Source organism: Cytobacillus sp. IB215665 (assembly GCF_033963835.1).
Classification (GTDB): Bacteria; Bacillota; Bacilli; order Bacillales; family SM2101; genus Nanhaiella.
In genome coordinates this window covers 183591-203813 of the sequence record NZ_JAXBME010000007.1, presented here as the reverse complement: position 1 = coordinate 203813, position 20223 = coordinate 183591, and the positions used below count along the sequence as shown (strand labels likewise).

The 20223-nt window shown below is 35.3% G+C and carries 17 protein-coding genes; 9 read left to right on the top strand and 8 right to left on the bottom strand.

Features of this window, described 5'->3' with window-relative positions:
- Positions 1-3: 3 nt before the first annotated feature.
- Complete coding sequence (treR, locus tag SLH52_RS11770; protein ID WP_320209467.1) at positions 4-720, top strand: trehalose operon repressor; 717 nt, start codon at positions 4-6, stop codon at positions 718-720.
- A 362-nt stretch (positions 721-1082) separates the two neighbouring features.
- Positions 1083-1481, top strand: coding sequence for a M23 family metallopeptidase (locus SLH52_RS11765; protein WP_320209466.1), 399 nt, complete (start codon positions 1083-1085; stop codon positions 1479-1481).
- Positions 1482-1613: 132 nt separating this feature from the next.
- Here SLH52_RS11765 and SLH52_RS11760 read toward each other — a convergent pair whose 3' ends face one another.
- Positions 1614-2690 (bottom strand): hypothetical protein, encoded by a 1077-nt coding sequence (locus SLH52_RS11760; RefSeq protein ID WP_320209465.1) that lies wholly within the window; start codon positions 2688-2690, stop codon positions 1614-1616.
- A 481-nt stretch (positions 2691-3171) separates the two neighbouring features.
- Here SLH52_RS11760 and SLH52_RS11755 point away from each other — a divergent pair, with 481 nt between their 5' ends.
- The 3 genes from SLH52_RS11755 (at position 3172) to SLH52_RS11745 (ending at position 5838) form a co-directional block, all read left to right on the top strand.
- Entirely contained in the window at positions 3172-4476 is a 1305-nt protein-coding gene (locus SLH52_RS11755) for an ATP-binding protein (RefSeq protein ID WP_320209464.1), read from the top strand.
- A gap of 136 nt (positions 4477-4612) precedes the next feature.
- A complete protein-coding gene (locus tag SLH52_RS11750) occupies positions 4613-5416 on the top strand; it encodes a DUF368 domain-containing protein (protein ID WP_214481935.1) in 804 nt (267 codons plus the stop codon).
- Positions 5417-5529: 113 nt separating this feature from the next.
- Entirely contained in the window at positions 5530-5838 is a 309-nt protein-coding gene (locus tag SLH52_RS11745) for a cupin domain-containing protein (protein ID WP_214481936.1), read from the top strand.
- Positions 5839-5984: 146 nt separating this feature from the next.
- Here SLH52_RS11745 and SLH52_RS11740 read toward each other — a convergent pair whose 3' ends face one another.
- Positions 5985-7643 (bottom strand): AMP-binding protein, encoded by a 1659-nt coding sequence (locus tag SLH52_RS11740; RefSeq protein WP_320209463.1) that lies wholly within the window; start codon positions 7641-7643, stop codon positions 5985-5987.
- A 300-nt stretch (positions 7644-7943) separates the two neighbouring features.
- Between SLH52_RS11740 and SLH52_RS11735 the strand changes: the two genes are divergently transcribed.
- The 3 genes from SLH52_RS11735 to SLH52_RS11725 all read left to right on the top strand — a co-directional run bounded on the left by SLH52_RS11735 (position 7944) and on the right by SLH52_RS11725 (position 11268).
- Positions 7944-9182 (top strand): acyl-CoA dehydrogenase family protein, encoded by a 1239-nt coding sequence (locus SLH52_RS11735; protein WP_320209462.1) that lies wholly within the window; start codon positions 7944-7946, stop codon positions 9180-9182.
- A gap of 277 nt (positions 9183-9459) precedes the next feature.
- Positions 9460-10527, top strand: coding sequence for a phosphotransferase family protein (locus SLH52_RS11730; RefSeq protein WP_320209461.1), 1068 nt, complete (start codon positions 9460-9462; stop codon positions 10525-10527).
- 9 nt (positions 10528-10536) lie between these two features.
- Positions 10537-11268 (top strand): 2-phosphosulfolactate phosphatase, encoded by a 732-nt coding sequence (locus SLH52_RS11725; RefSeq protein ID WP_320209460.1) that lies wholly within the window; start codon positions 10537-10539, stop codon positions 11266-11268.
- 552 nt (positions 11269-11820) lie between these two features.
- On the opposite strand, the gene trpA is transcribed toward SLH52_RS11725, so the two are convergent.
- The 6 genes from trpA to trpE are packed head-to-tail and all read right to left on the bottom strand — an operon-like array spanning position 11821 to position 17770.
- Positions 11821-12627: a tryptophan synthase subunit alpha gene (gene trpA, locus SLH52_RS11720; protein WP_320209459.1), complete on the bottom strand. Its 807-nt coding sequence runs from the start codon at positions 12625-12627 to the stop codon at positions 11821-11823.
- The gene (gene trpB, locus SLH52_RS11715; RefSeq protein ID WP_320209458.1) at positions 12590-13822 is read right to left on the bottom strand and encodes a tryptophan synthase subunit beta; all 1233 of its coding nucleotides are present in this window, start codon (positions 13820-13822) and stop codon (positions 12590-12592) included. The genes trpA and trpB overlap by 38 nt, the downstream gene beginning before the upstream one ends.
- Entirely contained in the window at positions 13819-14475 is a 657-nt protein-coding gene (locus SLH52_RS11710; protein WP_320209457.1) for a phosphoribosylanthranilate isomerase, read from the bottom strand. Before SLH52_RS11710 ends, trpB begins: the two co-directional genes overlap by 4 nt.
- Positions 14462-15232, bottom strand: a complete 771-nt coding sequence (trpC, locus tag SLH52_RS11705) for an indole-3-glycerol phosphate synthase TrpC (protein WP_320209456.1) — start codon at positions 15230-15232, stop codon at positions 14462-14464. Before trpC ends, SLH52_RS11710 begins: the two co-directional genes overlap by 14 nt.
- On the bottom strand, positions 15225-16250 hold the full coding sequence (gene trpD / locus SLH52_RS11700; RefSeq protein ID WP_320209455.1) for an anthranilate phosphoribosyltransferase: 1026 nt from the start codon (positions 16248-16250) through the stop codon (positions 15225-15227). The genes trpC and trpD overlap by 8 nt, the downstream gene beginning before the upstream one ends.
- Complete coding sequence (gene trpE / locus SLH52_RS11695) at positions 16247-17770, bottom strand: anthranilate synthase component I (RefSeq protein WP_320209454.1); 1524 nt, start codon at positions 17768-17770, stop codon at positions 16247-16249. The genes trpD and trpE overlap by 4 nt, the downstream gene beginning before the upstream one ends.
- A gap of 853 nt (positions 17771-18623) precedes the next feature.
- Between trpE and SLH52_RS11690 the strand changes: the two genes are divergently transcribed.
- Complete coding sequence (locus tag SLH52_RS11690; RefSeq protein ID WP_320209453.1) at positions 18624-19916, top strand: MFS transporter; 1293 nt, start codon at positions 18624-18626, stop codon at positions 19914-19916.
- Positions 19917-20223: the final 307 nt, after the last annotated feature.

The following is a 20223-nucleotide window of genomic DNA, read 5'->3' as shown; positions in this document are numbered from 1 at the left end:
AATATGAGACAAAACAAATATAATGCAATATATAACGATATTACAGGAAAGATTCAACGTGGAGAAATAGAACCGAATACAAAGTTACCATCTGAACATGATTTAGCAAAAAATTATGATACATCAAGAGAAACGATTAGAAAAGCGTTGAATTTGTTATCTTTAAACGGCTATATTCAAAAGGTGAAGGGAAAAGGGTCTATCGTGTTAGATTTACGAAAGCTTCAATTCCCGGTGTCAGAGCTAGTAAGCTTTAAAGAAATTGCTCAAAAGATGGAAGGACAATTAGCAACACATGTTCATGAGGTCGTTTTAAGTGAACCTAACCTTTATATTCAAGATCAATTGAATATATCACCAACTGAAAAAGTATGGGAAGTCTTGCGAGTTAGGGAAATCAATGAAGAGAGAATTATTTTGGATAAAGATTATTTTATTCAAAAAATCGTACCGACATTAACGAAGCAAATTTGTAAGAATTCTATCTATGAATATTTAGAGCGAGAATTAAATTACAAAATAAGCTTTGCAAAGAAAGAAATTACAGTTGAAGAGGCAACGGAGGAAGATCAGCATCACTTAGATTTAAATGGTGATCGACACATTGTTGTAGTTAAAAATTATGTATATTTAGATGATGCTAAGTTATTCCAATATACAGAATCTAGACATCGGATGGATAAGTTCAAATTTGTAGATTTTGCTAGAAGAAGTCAATAAGAAAGTTCTTTTTATTAGACCTATTCATTGCAGTTCTGCCCGAGTTAGAGTCGGGATTCAAGTGGCATCTAGGCGTGAGCGGTATTAAACCGAACTCATGCCTTTTCTTTTTGTGAAGAATAATTTCTCACTTAATTATTGTGAAAATTGTACTATACATGTAACTAATTTTTGATCAGGTGGAGTATAGTCTCCAACTGATATTCTTTTGTGATGTCGAAGTTTACCTGCTGTAAAATAGGCAATTCATCTAAATTATAAATGCAATGCTTATACTTATGATAAACATGTATTTTACATAAGAAAGAGAACCTTTAGTACAAGTAATTACTATTATATTGAAAAAGGGGGAGGTTAATTTTGTGTTTATAAGACCTAGTAAAGGTAAAATTATATCCGGTTTTCGGACAAAACGTAGGCCAAATCATCACGGTATTGACATCGCTCAATCAGGTAAAATAAATATTTTAGCAGTTGCTAATGGTAAGGTTAGTCGTTCGTATACATCAAAAAGCTATGGAGAAGTCATTTTTGTTGTTCATCATATTAATGGTCAAACGTGGGAGACAGTATATTCACATCTAGAACTGGGGACAAGAAAGGTAAAGGTGAATCAACTAGTAAAGCAAGGTCAATTATTAGGATATATGGGTGATACGGGTTATGCTTCAAGGCAGCATCTTCACTTTGAACTTCACAAAGGTCGATGGAATTTTAATAAAACCAATGCAGTTAACCCGTTGGATTTTATAGAAAGTTGATCTATCATTTCTTTTTCTAGTAGACTCAGAGTTACGCTAACATTGTAGTCGGGGATAGTTATTTTTTAAGGTACAAAAAAGCTGTCGACTTAGTCGAGAGCCTCGAGCTTGTTTAATTAGTTGTCTACTTCTTCATGCTTTAGTGGAATTTTCATTTCCAAGGTAATGAGCAAGTTGGTCATAAAAATCCTGTGGATGATCAGCATTCAAAATGATTCTGCTAACATTTTTTTTCATACCATATAGAAGCTTTACTTGCTGAGGTTCGTTTAATAAAATCTCAAACATAGGTTTTTCTTTTATAAAATCGATGGCTCTTGCATCAAATAACGTATTTAATTCTTTATTCGGTATCTGCTCTGGACCATCATAATGCTTAAACTCTTTAATTTTATCAAGTGGTATATCAATACGTTTAGAAAACCCTACGGTTAATAACAAGTTTTGTTTAGTTAATAAAAAGGGAGACAATCTAGTTGCCTGTATTTCAGCTAAGATAAACAGAACACTGTAAATGTTTAAAATAAGAAGAATATAGGCTACGACCTCATTCCATTGATGTAAAAAGTAATGGAGGCCAATTGATTCTATAACAATCGCATGAATGATCATAATATTACAGGCTATCATACTAGTCTTATGGTGGTAGGTAAATCTTAACTCAGACGGGTTCGTAAATTTCTTTCGCCATGAAAAGAATGCATAATATAACATACTAATGTCTGTAAGTAGAATTTGTACTATACGATTTCCAGGTAAATGTTTTTCAGCTGTTTGCTTAATATTATGCTGGAAATATGTACTGTTTGAATGGTTAGATTTATAGTCTTTAATGATAATCTTCATTTTTGAGACGATTTTAAATAAAATATATAGTTCTAGTAATACAAAAATTGCTTCGCAAAAAATTACAAAGTAGTTTACAAAGGGAAATTCTTTAAAATAATTATTAGGAACAATTAAGTATGCCACACCGTAACTGAGAAGAATAACTAAACCTATATATTTGATGGAAAAACGCTTTCGAATAATGAAAAGGTAAGTTAATAAAGGAATGACTAAAATAAAATCAAGTAATGAACCTATAATTGCAGCGTCGGGAATTGGTTCTAATGAGGGCAAGTTGTATAAAGTGAAATTCGTAATTAAAATGATACTAATTAACAGCAAGAACCAAATATAGTTATGTTTTTTGATCACATTTGTCATATTAAACCACCTCTGACACCCATTATATAACATATTTCATAAATTTTCACTATTACCATTCATGTTATATTCTATACTAATTTGAGGGTAAAAAAATCCAACTGATAAATTATATCTCTGTTATAATAGAATTATCATGCATTCACCTAATATGTAATTAATTTGGACTACTACTTTCTAGCTAATATTGAGGAGTATTTGTATATTTTGTGAGGCTCTTTTACATAACACTTACATTTAAGAAAGTGATATGTAATATGTGATTTTTATAGCCTTTGGAAGAAAATACGCTCCGAACGTTAGTTATATGCGAATATAGCTTTTATTGCGAAAAAGCAACAGAGTGGGCATGATAGGCGGTGTTTAAATCATCGCTTATTTTATATCGTACAATTTTATTCTTACATTGCACGTGCTAGATTTACTAAAGGCTAAATCATAACGAATGATCATCGTATATACTGTTGAAAAAGGTGAGTAGATGCATTCAAGATTAATTGTAAATAAGCGACTTGTATTGGCATACTTTATTGGTGGTATAGTTTGGATTTTTTTTATAGATGATATTCTGATTCTTCTTAACATAATGCACGATCCTTACGCATTAAAACTAGTAGAAACTATTATTTTTATAGTGGTTTCATCATATTTATTATATAGTTTCATAAAACAAACTGAATATTGTAAGAAGGCTGAAGAGGATGAAAACCAATTATCGCTATTAATCAATTCGATGCCAGATTTCGTTTGTTTTAAAGATGGTGAAGGACGTTGGTTGAAGGTAAATGATTTCGGTCGAGACCTTTACCACTTAAATGAGGTTGATTATATTGGGAAAACAGATGCAGATTTAGGGGTAATTAATCCCTTTTTTAAAGAAGCGTTTGATGAGTGTTTGAAATCAGACAACGATACATGGAAGCAAGCGAAGATAACAAGAGCAGATGAATCATTTATATTACCTAATGAAGAGACAAAAACTTTCGATGTGATAAAAGTCCCATTGTTTTATGATAGTGGAGAACGAAAAGGACTCGTCATTATTGGTAGAGATATTACACAACAAAAACTTACTGAAGCGATGCTATTGAAAAAAGAGAAATTGTCGGTAATCGGTGAAATGGCGGCTGGAATAGCTCATGAAATTAGAAATCCACTAACAGGTGTTAAAGGGTTTCTACAGTTAATGGGAGAAAATAATACTGCTTCAAAAGATCATCTTTCGATCATCATGTCAGAGATGGATAGAATTAACCACATTGTTAGTGAACTGTTAGTACTATCTAAGCCACAGCCTAAAAAATATAATCCATTTTTATTAAGTGAATCGCTATCATATGTTTGTAATATTACATCACATGAAGCGAAGGAGAAAGGTATCATCATAGATTTTGGCAATGATTCATATGACCCAACAGTATTCGGTGATAGAAATCAACTAATCCAAGTTTTTATAAATATCGTTAAAAATGCTATAGATGCTATGCCTAGAGGGGGAAGGATCGATATTAGTGTAAACAATATTGATCAAAAGTTTGTTAAGGTCATAGTAGTAGATGATGGCATAGGAATACCGAAAGAAAGACTCAATAAAATAGGAGAGCCATTCTTCACCTTGAAAGAAAAAGGGATGGGCTTAGGGTTAACGATCAGTAATAAAATCATAAATGAACATAAAGGAACAATCAATATTAAGAGTGTTGTTACAGTTGGTACTACCGTTAGTATCACGTTACCGGTATACAATGATCATGTTCCCGAAGCTTGCAAATCTAGTAATAAATAGATTGTTTTATTCTTTCTACTAATCACAATTAATTTCTGTTTATACATAGGACTTGACATATGACCTAGTAAATAATATGATGTTAATTTCAACGAAATGTTTTTACTTAAATTATCAATAAGTAAGGTGTGAATATATGGAGTGGAAAAATCTTTATAGAGGGTTCCTTATGGGGACAAGCGATCTTATTCCGGGAGTAAGTGCCGGAACAATAGCAGTCATTTTAGGCATATACAACAGATTGATACAAGCGATTAATAGTTTTTTTAGCAAAGATTGGAAAAAACAACTAGGCTTTTTAATTCCTTTAGGCGTAGGGGTTTTATCAGCTATATTTCTTTTAAGTCATTTAATAGATGTACTATTGGAGGAATACCCCCAACCGACTAACTTTTTCTTTCTAGGGTTAATTATCGGTATACTACCGTTTTTGTACATAAAAGCAGATATAAAAAATACATTTACTAGTAAACACTATATCTTATTAGTAATTGCCTTTCTAGCCATTGCTTCTCTATCTTTGTTTAATCAAAAAACTGTCGTTTTGGAGACAATAGGTGCTACACAATTATTAGTTTTATTTTTTTCTGGTTTTTTAGCAAGTATGGCAATGGTGTTACCAGGTGTAAGCGGCTCTTTTGTATTGTTGCTCATCGGTATGTATGAACTTATTCTACATGAAGTTTCAGAGTTTAATTTCATCGTCATTGGTGCTGTTGGAGCGGGCGTATTATCTGGTATCGTCCTTATGAGCAGATTGTTAAAGTATCTTCTTACTTCTTATCCAATAATGATGTATGCAGCTATTATTGGAATGGTGGCTGGATCAACCTTTGTTATTTACCCAGGAATTGACGGACAAATTATTATTAGTATAGTGACGCTTACTGTTGGGTTTGCCACAGCAGTTATTTTAGGGAGAATCGAAAACAAAAACTAACGAAAGAAAAAAACCCCACCACTTAGTGATTCATATCACTATGGTGGGATTTATTTTGATCTATAATGAGAATAGTTATCAATCAACCTATCTATAACTAGGAGGCAATGAAAATGGAAATAAAAAATATATCTGATTTTACAAATGACAATAAAGTGCTAAAAAAAGTGGTCTACCGTACAGACTACTCTACAACAGTATTGGTAAAGCTAGCACCTGGGGGAGAAGTAGCAGAGCATAATCACCCTAAGCATGACATTTTTGTGCAGGTGGTCGGAGGTGAAGTGAAGTTTGTTGTAAACGGTGAAGAACATGAACTGTCAAAGGATCACTTACTAAGATTAGAGGGTCATGAAAAGGTTAGTCTTCAAAATAACACTGAAGCTGATGCAACAGTTTATATAATACTTTCTAAACAATAATGAGGATAGAGTATAATGGGAGTCTTTCTTCATAACTTTTATGCGTTAATTGACATATAGTAGTAGCTTATAATAAGATTCACTGATCCTTCTTTACTGGGAACAGTGAATCTTTTATGTACGTTAACGAATCTATTATTTATACACTATACTGTTTTACTATTTTGGCTTATGCATTCAGTTACCTGTTTACGAAGTTTATATTTTTGAATTTTACCTGATGCAGTCATTGGGTAATCATTTAGAAATAGAATATATTCAGGAATCTTATAAAAAGCGAGTTTACCTGTGCAAAAAGATTTCACATCTTCTTCTGTGATGGTTCGACCTTCCTTTACTTTAATACAAGCAGCTACCTTCTCACCATATTTTTCATCAGGAATGCCAATTACTTGTACATCTAAAATATCATCGTGTCTATATAGGAATTCCTCTATTTCACGGGGATATATATTTTCTCCACCCCTGATAATCATATCTTTCAGTCTTCCAGTTATCTCTATATAATGATCAGCATCCATAATGGCTAAATCTCCAGTATGAAGCCATCCATCTTGGTCAATTGCCTCGTCTGTCGCTTCTGGCATGTTGTAATATCCTTTCATGACTAAATAGCCTCTCGTACAAAGTTCACCAGGTGTTCCATATGGTACTTCTTTACGAGTAACAGGATCGACTATTTTAACTTCTACATGCTCGTGTGGTTTACCTACGGAGTTAACACGTCTGTCTAGTGGATCATTAGTCGTCGTTTGGGTTATGACAGGTGAAGATTCAGTTTGACCGTAGGCAATTGTAATTTCCTCCATACCCATCTCGGTCATGACTTTCTTCATTACTTCGATTGGACAATTAGAGCCAGCCATAATTCCTGTACGTAGTGTTGATAGATCATATCGGTTAAAGTTCTCATCATTTAATTCTGCGATGAACATCGTTGGAACACCATGTAATGCGGTACACTGCTCTTGTTCCACTGTTATCAATACTTCTTCTGGGTTAAATTCTACAATAGGTACCATTGTAGCTCCAACGGAAACACAGGCTAAAATACTTAGGACACAGCCAAAGCAATGGAAAAATGGTACGGGGATACATAATTTATCGTTATTTGACAACTTCATTGCTTGAGCAACCAAATATCCGTTATTAACAATATTATTATGTGTTAACATGACACCTTTGGGAAATCCAGTTGTGCCAGAAGTATACTGCATATTTATAACTTCATCTGGACTTAAAGATATCTCAACATCCTTAAGTTGTATATCTGTTATGTCATGACTAAGTTCCAAAAGCTGATTCCAATTCAGCATATATGATGGAGTCTCTCCAGAACCGATATAAATGATGTTTTTTAAGAAAGGTAAGTCATCAATATCGAGCTGTTCTCTATTGAGAATTTGCGTTGTTGACTTAGTAATCTCTTCTATAATATCTATGTAAGAAGTTCCCTTATATCCGTTAATACAAAACAAACTTGTTGAATCTGATTGCTTCAATAAATATGCTAACTCGGATTCTTGATAACTAGTATTAACTGTTACGAGAATTGCTCCTATTCTTGCAGAAGCAAATTGGAGTAATAACCATTCAGGAACATTCGTAGCCCATACAGCTATGTGATCACCTTTTTTAATTCCTAGACCTAGTAATGCTTTCGCAAGATTTGTTGTCTCATCATAAAATTGCTTATACGTTAATCTTTTTCCTAACTTTGAGTAAACAACTGCTTCTTGATCAGGATACTTGGAAACCGCTTCAAGGAGTACATCTCCTATTGTTTGGTTTTTTAATGTAGTCATAATTACCTCCTCATGTAAATGAAAATTTCACATTAAAATTTCCTGACGTCTAGCAAAAGAATACTTATTATAAGCGTGATTTCATAATAGTTGCAGTAGTTGTTATATGGCTATTCTTATCGTTTTAATAAGATGTGCAAATATGATCATTGTATTGTTAACTTGTAAATCTAATTACATTATATACCTAAATTTGAATTTTCAAAACATTTTTAAAATAACCTTGAATAAATCAAATAAGAAGATGTATGATAGTAATAGTTCTACGTACTGACCAGTAAGTATGTGAGGGGGAGTAAGATGAATTTTTCATATTCTGATAAGGTTAAAGTGTTGCAAAATAGCTTAATAGATTTCATGGAAAAGTATGTTTATCCAAATGAAAAAACTTTTGAACAACAATTAAACGAGAGTGAGAGTAGATGGACGGTACCTCCAATAATGGAGGAATTAAAAAACAAAGCAAAAGCAGAAGGGCTGTGGAATTTGTTCTTGCCAGATAGTCAATATGGTGCTGGGTTAACGAATGTTGAATATGCTCCATTATGTGAGATTATGGGGCGTTCAATCATAGCACCTGAAATATTTAACTGCGGTGCACCAGATACAGGCAATATGGAAGTGTTAGTGAGATATGGTACTGAACAACAAAAAGAAAAATGGTTAAAACCGCTACTAGAAGGTGAGATTCGTTCTTGTTTTTCGATGACTGAACCTAATGTGGCTTCATCTGATGCTACTAATATTGAGGCGAGTATTATTCGAGAAGGTGACGAATACGTCATCAACGGACGTAAAACGTGGTCATCGGGTGCTGGTGATCCCCGTTGTAAAGTAGCTATAGTCATGGGGAAATCTAACTTCGATGCTCAAAAGCATGAACAACAATCTATGATTATTGTTCCTCTTGATACACCAGGAGTTAAGATTGAAAGGTGTTTATCTGTGTTTGGCTATGACCATGCACCTCATGGACATGCAGAAATTACGTATAATAACGTCCGAGTATCAGCAGAGAACTTAATATGGGGGGAAGGGAAAGGGTTTGCAATTGCCCAAGGTCGACTTGGACCCGGAAGGATCCATCATTGTATGCGCTTAATTGGAGCTGCTGAAAGAGCACTAGAAGAAATGTGTGATAGAGTACAACACCGAGTTGCTTTCGGTAAGCGATTAGCAGATCAAGGTGTAATAAAAGAGTGGATTGCAGATTCTAGAATTGAAATAGAGCAGGCTCGGTTACTTACGTTGAAGGCTGCTTATATGATGGATACAGTAGGTAATAAACAAGCAAAAATGGAGATAGCGATGATCAAAGTGGTGGCTCCCAATTTAGCACTAAAAGTCATTGATAGAGCGATTCAGTCTTTTGGAGCAATAGGGGTGAGCGATGATTATACACTTGCGGCACAATGGGCTAACGCAAGAACACTGCGCCTTGCTGATGGGCCAGATGAAGTGCATAGAGCACAAATTGCCAAAATGGAGCTTAGAAGAAATAAAGAGCAGGTCAACAATAATGAAAAGCTCTTCTCATAAACTTTCGTACTATTTTTACTAAGTTAAAAGGGTTGAAAAGAATAAAGCGTCTCGAATAAAGCTGATGAAAAGTAGATTCATTAAAAACTCATATGCTGTAACAAAAGGCGATCAACACAACTTGTCAAGTTAAGCTAAGTGTGTTTTATAGTTTTTACCTCACTTTATAGGTGGGGTATTTCAATCGAAAAACAACAAACATATTAAGTGAAAAGACAATGGAATAACAAACTTGATGTTCTAAATAAAATAATATTTAATAAAGAGGTGCTAAAAAATGACAGATACGATACCTATTCGAAAAGGAGAAGACTTACAGGTTGAAAAACTAAAGAAATTTTTGCACACTGAATTTGTAGATTTACCAGATGCTCCTCTTGAGATTAAGCAGTTCAGTGCAGGTCATTCAAATTTAACATACGAACTTACAATAGGGGATTGGGTGGCGGTTCTTCGTCGTCCACCTTTAGGTCCTGTAGCTCCAAAAGCCCATGATATGCAAAGGGAATTTCATATTTTACAAGAGTTGCATCCCCATTATCCTATTGCACCTAAGCCTTTGTTATTTTCTCCGGATGAAACGATCGTTGGTAGCCCGTTTTTTATAATGGAGCGAAAAAATGGGGTTGTCATAGATACTTCATTTCCGAAGGGTGTATCGATTACGCCAGAATTAACAAGAAATATCTCTATGGAAATGGTAAACTCACTTGTTCAACTCCATAGTATTGATTATAAGCAAACAAAGCTAACAGAAATTACTAACCCTGATGGGTTTTTAGAAAGGCAAGTACATGGATGGATTAAGAGATATGATAGAGCGAAAACAGATGATATTCCTGAAGTCGATTTATTGACAAAATGGCTAGTTTCTCACATTCCTAAATCTCCACAATCTACTCCAATCCATTATGATTTTAAACTTAATAATGCCATGTTCGCGAAAGACGATTTGACAAAAATGGTAGGTTTATTTGATTGGGAAATGACTACGGTTGGAGATCCATTGCTAGATTTAGGTGTAGCTATGAGTTATTGGATACAGCAGGATGATCCTGATATTTTAAAAATAGGGTTAGGAGGCACCTCAGTAACAATTCAAAAAGGTTTTATGACTCGCGAGGAGTTCATAAGTGCATATGCAGAAAAAAGTGGTCTTGATGTGTCTAATATTAACTTCTATTTGACTTTTGCTTACTTTAAACTAGCAGGTATATGTCAGCAAATCTACTATCGATGGAAAAAGGGACAAACGAAAGATCCACGTTTTGAGTATTTCAATCATTTTGTAAATGCATTAATTATTCATGCACTGCATACATCCAACAAAAATGATTCGTATTGAGGTGCTATGATGTCAAAAATTCATCTATTGATGCGAAAGGAAGAAATTGATTCCGAAAAAATGCTCGATAATAAGCTAGCGGTCATTTTTGATGTGTTATTAGCGACATCAACAATTACATCTGGTCTATACTATGGAGCGAAGGAAGTTATACCAGTATTAAATGGTGAGGAGGCAGTAAAGGAATCATTGCATCGACAAGAGAATAGCTATGTACTTGTCGGGGAGTATGAAGGTAAGACGATAGAAGGGTTTCTTGATCCGAATCCATTAACATTGAGAGAAAAAATAGCTGAGAAAACGATGATCTTATCAACAACAAATGGAACAGTTGCGATTCGGAAAGCAGCTAGTTCAAAAAAAGTATTTATTGGCTCATTATTAAATGCTGCAAAATTAGCAGAAGTAATTGAATGTGAACATAATGATGAAACTGTAGTCATTATTTGTTCTGGAACATCTGGTGAATTTTGTTTAGAAGATTTTTATGGAGCAGGGTGCTTTCTTGATTTTTTGTTAAATCATACAAATAAAGACTGGGACCTATCCGACTCGTCACTAGCAGCTCTTTATTTTTATCGAGGTAATAAGAAAAATGGAGAAAGCCTTCTTTTGGCAACACATGTAGGTTCTATGCTAAAAAAGTACGGTTATGAGAAGGAAGTAGAGTTTATTAGCAAAGTAGGTACCATGGGAATTGTTCCTTATTTGCACGAACAAGTAATTTTACCAATGTATTAACAATGGAAATTAAGAGGTAGATGGTTTGTGCTACATGCTAAACAGTCTCACTGAGGTGAGACTGTTTAACTAAAATAAATAATATAATATGTATTTTTTAGGAGAGTAAGTCTAGGGATATCACGGATACAACATTCCACCGTTACCTACAGGACGTGGGCAATGGTGGAATTGCAGTCGTCTCCTCTAACTCCGCCTCCTAGCCTCTCGAGATCACTTCACCATTTCACCCAAAGGCAAAAAGCGCCTTCAGTTGAAATGGTTCCAGTGCTAGTCGAGTCTAAGCAAGTCGCCTCTGCTTTTATTATTATCTAGCTCCTGCGCCAATCCCCTCGAGTCACTTCGCCCCCACACCCGAAGGTAAAAGGCACCTTCAAGTATGGGGGCTCCAGCGCTTGTCGGGGATGAACAAGTCGCCTCCGCTTTTATTATTATCTAGCTCCTGCGCCAATCCCCTCGAGTCACTTCGCCCCCACACCCGAAGGTAAAAGGCACCTTCAAGTATGGGGGCTCCAGCGCTTGTCGGGGATGAACAAGTCGCCTCCGCTTTTATTATTTACCTATCATCTTCATAATGTTATTTTTAAAAGATTGCAAGGCTTCTTGTCTAGTTTCTTGATTTAATAAAACATCTTGCTGTGCTGCAATCATATTAATGATGGCACTTCCAATAATTACGCCGTCACAATGTTGCTGAAGCATTTTTACTTGTTCGTATGTTGATACACCGAAACCAACGGCAACAGGTACTTTGCTATGCCGCTTAACATGTTCTAAAAAGGATGAAATATCTGTATTCATTTCTTTTCTTGTCCCAGTTACACCTAACGAAGATACACAATATAAAAAGCCAGTTGCATTTTCTGCGATTTTTTGTACACGATCTTCTGAATTAGGAGCTACGAGTGATATAAATTCTATACCTTCTTTGTTACACCGGTCTCTCATTTGTTCACTTTCTTCAAATGGTAAATCAGGAATTAACAAGCCATCGACATCATTTTCCTTCATATGATTAAAAAATGCATCCTCACCTACTTGTAATACAGGATTATAATAAGTAAAGATAACGACGGGAATTGATACACCCTTCTTTCTCATCTCAGGCACAAGCTCGATAGCCTTTCTAAGAGTCATCTTATGCTTCAGAGCTCGGTTTGCAGCATCTTGGATAGTTGGTCCATCAGCTAATGGATCTGAGTATGGTACTCCTAATTCAAGTATATCGGCACCGGCTTCCTGTAAATTAACAGCAAGGTCAATCGTAAGTTCAGGAGAAGGGTCACCTGCCATAATAAATGGGATAAATAAATCTTTTGTTTTAGTGAGCTTTGAACGAAATGGCTTTGTAGCTATCATGGTCATCTTCTCCTTTCAACTTATCTATTAATGTACTCATATCCTTATCACCGCGTCCTGACAAACAAATAAGAATGGTTTCATCACTGGACATTTGTTTCGCTTCTTCGAATGCTTTTGCTAGTGCATGAGCACTTTCAATCGCAGGAATAATCCCTTCTTCTTGAGAAAGGAACAGTAGGGCATTTAATGCTTCGGCATCAGTGACATATTCATAGCGAACACGTTTTGTTTGATGAAGATAAGCATGCTCTGGTCCAATACCAGGATAATCTAAACCAGCAGAAATGGAATAAGGTTCAATAATTTGACCGTCCTCATCTTGTATTAAATAGGTGAGCGATCCATGAATGACACCAGGAGTACCCTTTGTTAGAGTTGCCGCATGTTCATCAGTATCGACACCAAGTCCGGCAGCTTCGACACCAATTAGCTCTACGTCATCTTCTAAAAATGGATAGAACATTCCGATTGCATTACTACCACCACCAACACAGGCATATACCCGATTCGGTAAATGATTTTCCTTTAACAAAAATTGCTCTTTCGCTTCATCACCGATAATTCGTTGGAAGTCTCTAACCATTTTTGGGTATGGATGAGGACCAACTACTGAGCCGATAATATAGAAATGATCATCGCAGTGGCTAACCCAATAACGTATCGCTTCGTTAGTGGCATCCTTCAATGTTTGTGATCCGCTTGAGACAGGAATGACCTCAGCGCCTAATAACTGCATACGAAATACGTTCAATTTTTGTCGTCTAATATCTTCTTTACCCATAAAGACTTTACATTCTAATCCAAATTTAGCTGCTACAGTTGCTGTTGCAACTCCGTGTTGGCCTGCACCAGTTTCTGCAATTATTTTTGTCTTTCCCATTCTTTTTGCTAGTAATGCCTGTCCGATCGCATTATTTAATTTGTGAGCACCTGTATGATTCAAATCTTCACGTTTTAAATAAATTTTCGCACCACCGATTTTTTCAGTAAGCTGATCTGCATACGTTAGAGCAGTCGGTCGTCCGCTATACTCTTTTAAAATCTCTGTATACTGCTGTTTAAATTCAGGGTCGGTCATTGCTTCTTGTAGCGCTTCTTCTAATTCTGCTAATGGTGCCATTAACGTTTCAGGTACGTATTTTCCACCGAACTTACCGAAGCGTCCTTGTTGGTCAGGGACTGTCTGTTTCATCTCACATCTACCTCTCTATGAATTTCTTCTAATAAGCTTGCTACTTTCTCATCATCTTTCTGATCTTGTGTTTCTATACCACTAGAAACATCAATTCCAAATGGCTCGTATTGAAGCAATTGTGTCACATTCTGAGGAGTGATCCCTCCAGCTATAAAGCAAGGAACACCTTGCTGCTGTGCTTCTTTAAGATATGAAGGAACAGCTTCCCAATCGAAGGTTATACCAGACCCACCCCATGCACCTTGGACTTTACTATCAACGACATAGCCGTCAACGACGCCACTATATGTTTGCATAAGCTGTAACCCTTGACGTTGATGGTGAATGACTTTCCATATAGGTATGTCAACTTGTTCACGTAAGGATAATATATATGGCACAGTTTCAGTTCCATGCAATTGGATGACATCAAGGTTTACATTGTCAAGTACGTTCAAGATTGTTGAAATATCCTCGTTCACAAAAACACCAACTAGTTGCTGATTGTCTTGTAGAGGATATTTTTCAATCCACTCAGCTAGCTGAAAAGGGTTAACTTGACGTTTGCTCGCTGAGAAAATAACCCCTACATAGTCAGCGGTAGATGTAGTAGTAGTTTTTAAATCTACGAGTGAGCGGTTGCCACACAATTTCACCTTAGTTGTTTTCAACGTATTCACTTCCCATTAACTGGCGTATTGCATGAACTAGGTCATCTTGACGCATTAATGCTTCACCTACTAACACTGCGTTCGCTCCACAATGTTTTAACATTGTAATATCATCATATGTGAAAATGCCACTTTCACTAACTAGTAGGCTGTCTTTCGGAACATCACTCACTAAATCAATTGTTTGTTCGAGTGATGTTTCAAATGTTTTTAAATTTCTGTTGTTAATACCAATGATTTTTGGTGTGAATATTGATAATACATTGTTTAATGTCTCTTTCGAATGTACCTCGACTAATACATCGAGATCGGCTTCTTGAGCTTGTACGTATAACTCATGTAGGTGAACAGGAGATAGTGCCTCACCAATTAATAGGATGGCATCTGCTCCTAATCGTCTACTTTCTTCAACTTGAATGGAATCGATAATAAAATCTTTTCTTAGAGCGGGTATGTTAACTATTTTTTTTATATCAGATAAATATGAATGGTGTCCTTGAAAAAATGGTTCATCCGTCAGTACTGAAATTGCGTTTGCTCCAGCTTGTTCATACGCTTTAGCAATAGTCGTTGGATGAAAATCTCCTCGAATGATCCCTTTGGAAGGAGATGCTTTTTTCACCTCCGCAATTAGTCCAAGTGGTAGAGTAGTATTTTTCAATGCTTCATAAAATGAAAACTTTTCTACTTGCACTTCATCTCGTAGTTCTAACTTATTAATCTCTTCACGTTTTACTTCTAAAATCTTTTCAAGCATGGAGCTGCTCCTCCTTTAAATCTCTGATCGATTCGTAATATTTATGAACATCTCCACGATCAATGGCTTGTTTTACTTGATGAACCCCTTCAGCAATACTCGATACTTGCTGTGCTACATATAATCCGGCTCCTGCATTTAACAAAAAGATGTTCGTTGCACTTTCATTTGCTGTTCCAGTAAAAATTTGTTGAATCAATTTTGCACTTTCCTTAGGGCTTGATATTTTTAGATCTTCCATATTTCCTCTCGGTAAGCCAGCATCTTCAGGAGAAAATACATAGCGAGATACTTTACCATCTTTCAGCTCGACGATATCAGTGTCTGCAGTAATTGATATTTCATCTAGGCCATCTTGTCCAGTAACGAATAATACATGTTTAGAGCCTAGTGCATGAAGAGTGTGTGCTAATTTTTCTGAATAGCTAGTATCAAAAATCCCGATTAATTGATGCTTAGCGTTTGCAGGGTTTGAAATAGGCCCTAATAAATTAAATAATGTACGGAAGCCGATTTCTTTACGAACTGGCGCTGCATGTTTCATCGCAAAGTGATAGTTTGGAGCGAATAAAAACGTCATTCCTTTTTTAATTAAAGCTTCTTTTCCTTGTTCAGGTGTTGTTTCAATTTGAATATTTAATTCTTCAAGAACATCAGCGCTTCCACTTGAAGAGGATACATTCCTATTTCCGTGTTTAGCAACTTTAACACCTAATGAAGCTAAGCAAATGGCAACTGCAGTAGAAATATTAAAAGTAGAGTGCCCGTCACCACCAGTTCCACACGTATCAACGACAATTTCGTCATTATATTCGATTGTTTTCATATTGTGCCTCATCGCTTTTGCAAAACCAGTAATTTCATCTACGGTTTCACCCCTCAGGCGAAGAATAGTAAGTAAAGTTGCTAGCTGGCTATTTGTTAATTGTCCGGACATAATATCGTTCATCGTATGAAATGATTGCTGCTCTGACAAAGTGTTACCTTCAATTAATTGTTTTAACGTATCTTTTATCATTTTGTCATTCCTCCTTGTTGTGGCTCTTTTGCGAATAGCTTTTCGGCTGATTGAATCGTTCGTAATAAGGCACTGGCTTTGTTTACTGTTTCTTTCCATTCAAGCTCTGGTTTTGAATCAGCAACAATACCTGCGCCTGCTTGAACGTAGGCCGTTTCATCTTGGAGAAATATCGTTCTAATCGTAATACATGAGTCTATATTGCCGTCATATCCAATATAAACAATTGCACCAGCATATAGGTTACGAGCGGTAGGTTCAAGCTCTTGTAATATTTGCATAGCTCTGATTTTAGGTGCACCTGATACTGTTCCAGCTGGAAAAGAGGACACAAGAGCATCCACTGGTTGAACGTCATCACGTAACCTACCAGTTACTTTACTAATAATGTGCATGACGTGAGAAAAATGAGTGACAGTCTTTAACACTGGTGTATCAACTGAGCCGAAATTTGCAACACGACCAATATCATTTCTTGCAAGGTCTACTAACATATAATGTTCGGCAATTTCTTTTTCATCTGCTAATAATTCTTGCTCAAGTGCTTTGTCCTCTTCTTTCGTTCGACCCCGGCGACGGGTGCCGGCAATCGGGTGGATTTCTAAGTGTCCGTTCTCAATTTGTATTAGCCTCTCAGGTGAGCTGCCAATGATCTCAAATCCATCCATTTGAAAGTAAAACAGATATGGTGATGGATTAACCTTGCGTAATACACGATATAACTCAAAGCCGCTCACATTCACTTTTTTATGAAAACGTTGAGATAACACTCCTTGAAAAATATCACCGTCTAAAATATAGTCTTTTATTTTGTTTACATGTTCCTTGAACTTTTCCTTTGAATAATTACTTTCAATACCTTTAAGGTCAATTTCAGTGTTTCGCTCAATAGGCATCATTAAATCAGAAAATGTAGTGGACTGTTTAATTTGTTCAAGTAAAGAGTCTATTTTTGATACTGCACCGTTGTAGAGTGAAGTTTTTTCATCATTGGTTTCATCACCGTTTAAACGCACAAAGTGTAGCAAGGCAACTTCTTTTTTCTCATGATCGAAAGCAATAATTGTTTCACAAAAAAGAAATTGATAGCGTGCAACACGTATATCTTGATTGTTTGGTTCAGGGACTTTTTCAAAATCCGATATGGCGTCATATGAAATATATCCTACGCCACCACCTTTAAATGGAAAATTCACTTCAGGAATCTTTACAGCTAAATTATTTAATACATCATTTAAAGCATCTTTAAAACTAGCAGCTTCAGCTACGCTATCATTTGTGTAATCGTATATTTGAAACGTGCGCTGCTCTTCTTTAATTTTTATAAATGGGTTTAAGCCGATAAATGAATATCTTGACCATGGAGAAGAAGGGTCATGACTTTCTAAAATATAAGTTGCTTGATCTCGTAACGTTTGAAATAATTGGACCGCTGTTAATGTATCTGATAAGAAACTATAAGTTAATGGGATTGTACGGTATTGATCCGTATCTTGAATAAAATGTTGTAGAGTTTCCATTGTTCACTTCTCCTTTAATTAATAATGGAGAATGAAATGGTTGAGGAAAGTGAATAAATATTGAAGAAAAAAAGATGTATCTAAATAAAGTAGCATGCATTTTGCATGTACTTTTAATGACATTATAACTATACTCGCCTCAACTAATCATACTCATTCTCAACTAAACTTATAATGAATCGTTTATTTATAAAGGAATAAACAGAACTTGTCAGCTTTTAGTGTGACTATGTTTCTCCTTTTATATTGCAATATGGGTTGATCAAAAGATTGATCAAATTTCATAACTCTCTCTTCTAAGCTTGTTTGTAAGTTTAATATATGTTGTCGTAACTGTCAATGGTGTATTCTTCAAGATCACAATTAATAACAACCAATAATCTCACACTGTAATAAAATAGACAAATACAGCTGTTGACAAATTTATGCAAGACGTGATAGTCTGTTAAAGACTTATAAAAGAAGGAGGTTACGTTATTATGTTAAACATAAATCAGTTCTTATCAACTATTACAAATATACATTACGTGACCTCAGCGGTTATTCATTAACGATTTATTTAAATTGTAAATGTATAACGCAGTTCACGTATATATCGTGGGCTGCGTTATTTTATTGGAGGAATAGAAGGGGCACAAAAGTGTTGTCTCTATAATGTGATATCCAAAAAGCGTATCGTATGCCTACGGTACGCTTTTTTTTCGTGAAAATTCACTAAGTTTATCAAATGATACTTTTTGTAGGGGGCTTGAATATGGAAAGATGTAATACAACCTGTTATAAAACAAAAGAGAATGAGAATATGGATAGCGGTTAGAAAATAAAGGAAAATTGGAGAAATGTGGTGTATCATATGAAGTGGAAAGATTGGGATCGTAATTTAAAGGTCCGTTTGTTTGGAGAAGGAGTTATAAATATATTATTCTGGATGTATTTCCCATTTATGGCGATCTACTTTGCAGATCATTTTGGTAAGGGAACTGCGGGATTGTTATTAATATTATCTCAATGTGCTGGGGTAATTGCTAATTTGTTCGGAGGATATTGTGCTGACCGTTTTGGCCGCAAAAAAATGATGGTATATTCTTATATTGGAACGGCATTTTCATTTATACTGTTTGCTGCTGCTAACTCACCATGGTACGAATCACCTGTATTATCATTTATAGCGTTTTCATTATTAGGAATATGGGGTTCTCTTTATTGGCCAGCGAGTCATGCAATGGTAGCGGATGTGGTTCCAGAAAAAGATAGAAACAATGTATTTGCAATTTTTTATATGATGATTAATATAGCAGTAGTTGTCGGACCAATACTGGGAGGGATATTCTTTTTCAATTATCGCTTTGAGTTGCTTGTTATAGCATTTGTAACGAGTGTGATATTTTCAATTGTTTTACAAATATATGTACGAGAAACGGCGCCGAAATTTGAACAGACGAAGCAAGAGGATGGAGATAAGAAGTGGTACTCATTTGTAATGGAACAAATGAGAAATTACCGAGTAATTGTGACTGATAAAGTATTCTTTATCTTTATTATTGCAGGTATATTAGTTGCACAAACGTTTATGCAGATGGACTTATTGTTAGCTGTATATATGGCAGAAATTGTACCAGTTCAAACAATACTCTCTTTTAATGAATGGACATTGAAAGCTTCTGGTGAACAAGCGTTTAGCTGGGTGATTGCGGAAAACGGTTTGTTAGTTGCTTTATTCACTGTTCTTGCTACAAAGGTATCAAACAAATTTAATGAGCGGAACGTGTTTATGATGTCGGCATTGACTTACGGGGTAGCAATTATACTGTTCGGTAGTACTGTAAACATTTGGGGCTTATTTTTTGCTATGTTTTTATTTACAGCCGCAGAATTAATGGCTGTTGGCATACAGGAAGGGTATGTTGCTAAGCTCGCACCTGAAAATATGAGGGGACAATATTATGCTGCAGCTAGCTTAAGATTTACGATAGGTCGTACACTTGCTCCAATATCTATTCCTTTAACGATATGGATCGGTTTTACTAATACTTTTTATGTCATTGGCTTACTAGCTTTCGTTAGTGCGGGACTATATTATGTGATGGGTTATTTAATGGAGCAGCAGACCAAATCGTCAAAAGGTATGAAGAAAAAACTAGTATAAGATAGTGGTATGAAGGTTTTTAGTTTTGTAAACAAACTTTTTTTGTAGGTCTTTTTCTAGTTTAAAGAGATGTTATTACTGTTCAAATTTTTTTAATAGCAACAAGTAATTTATAAAGATAGGCTATCTCATGAAGTCTTAAATAAGACTTAGAGATAGCCTTTTGTTATTGTAGATTTGAAAAAAGTCACCGTGGTTATAAAAAACTTTGAATATGGTTATATAAAAGGGTGTAGTTATATCCTTGAATGAATACCTTTTTAATGACATAAAGCCGTTCCGTTAAACGTTTATAGAAGATAATATT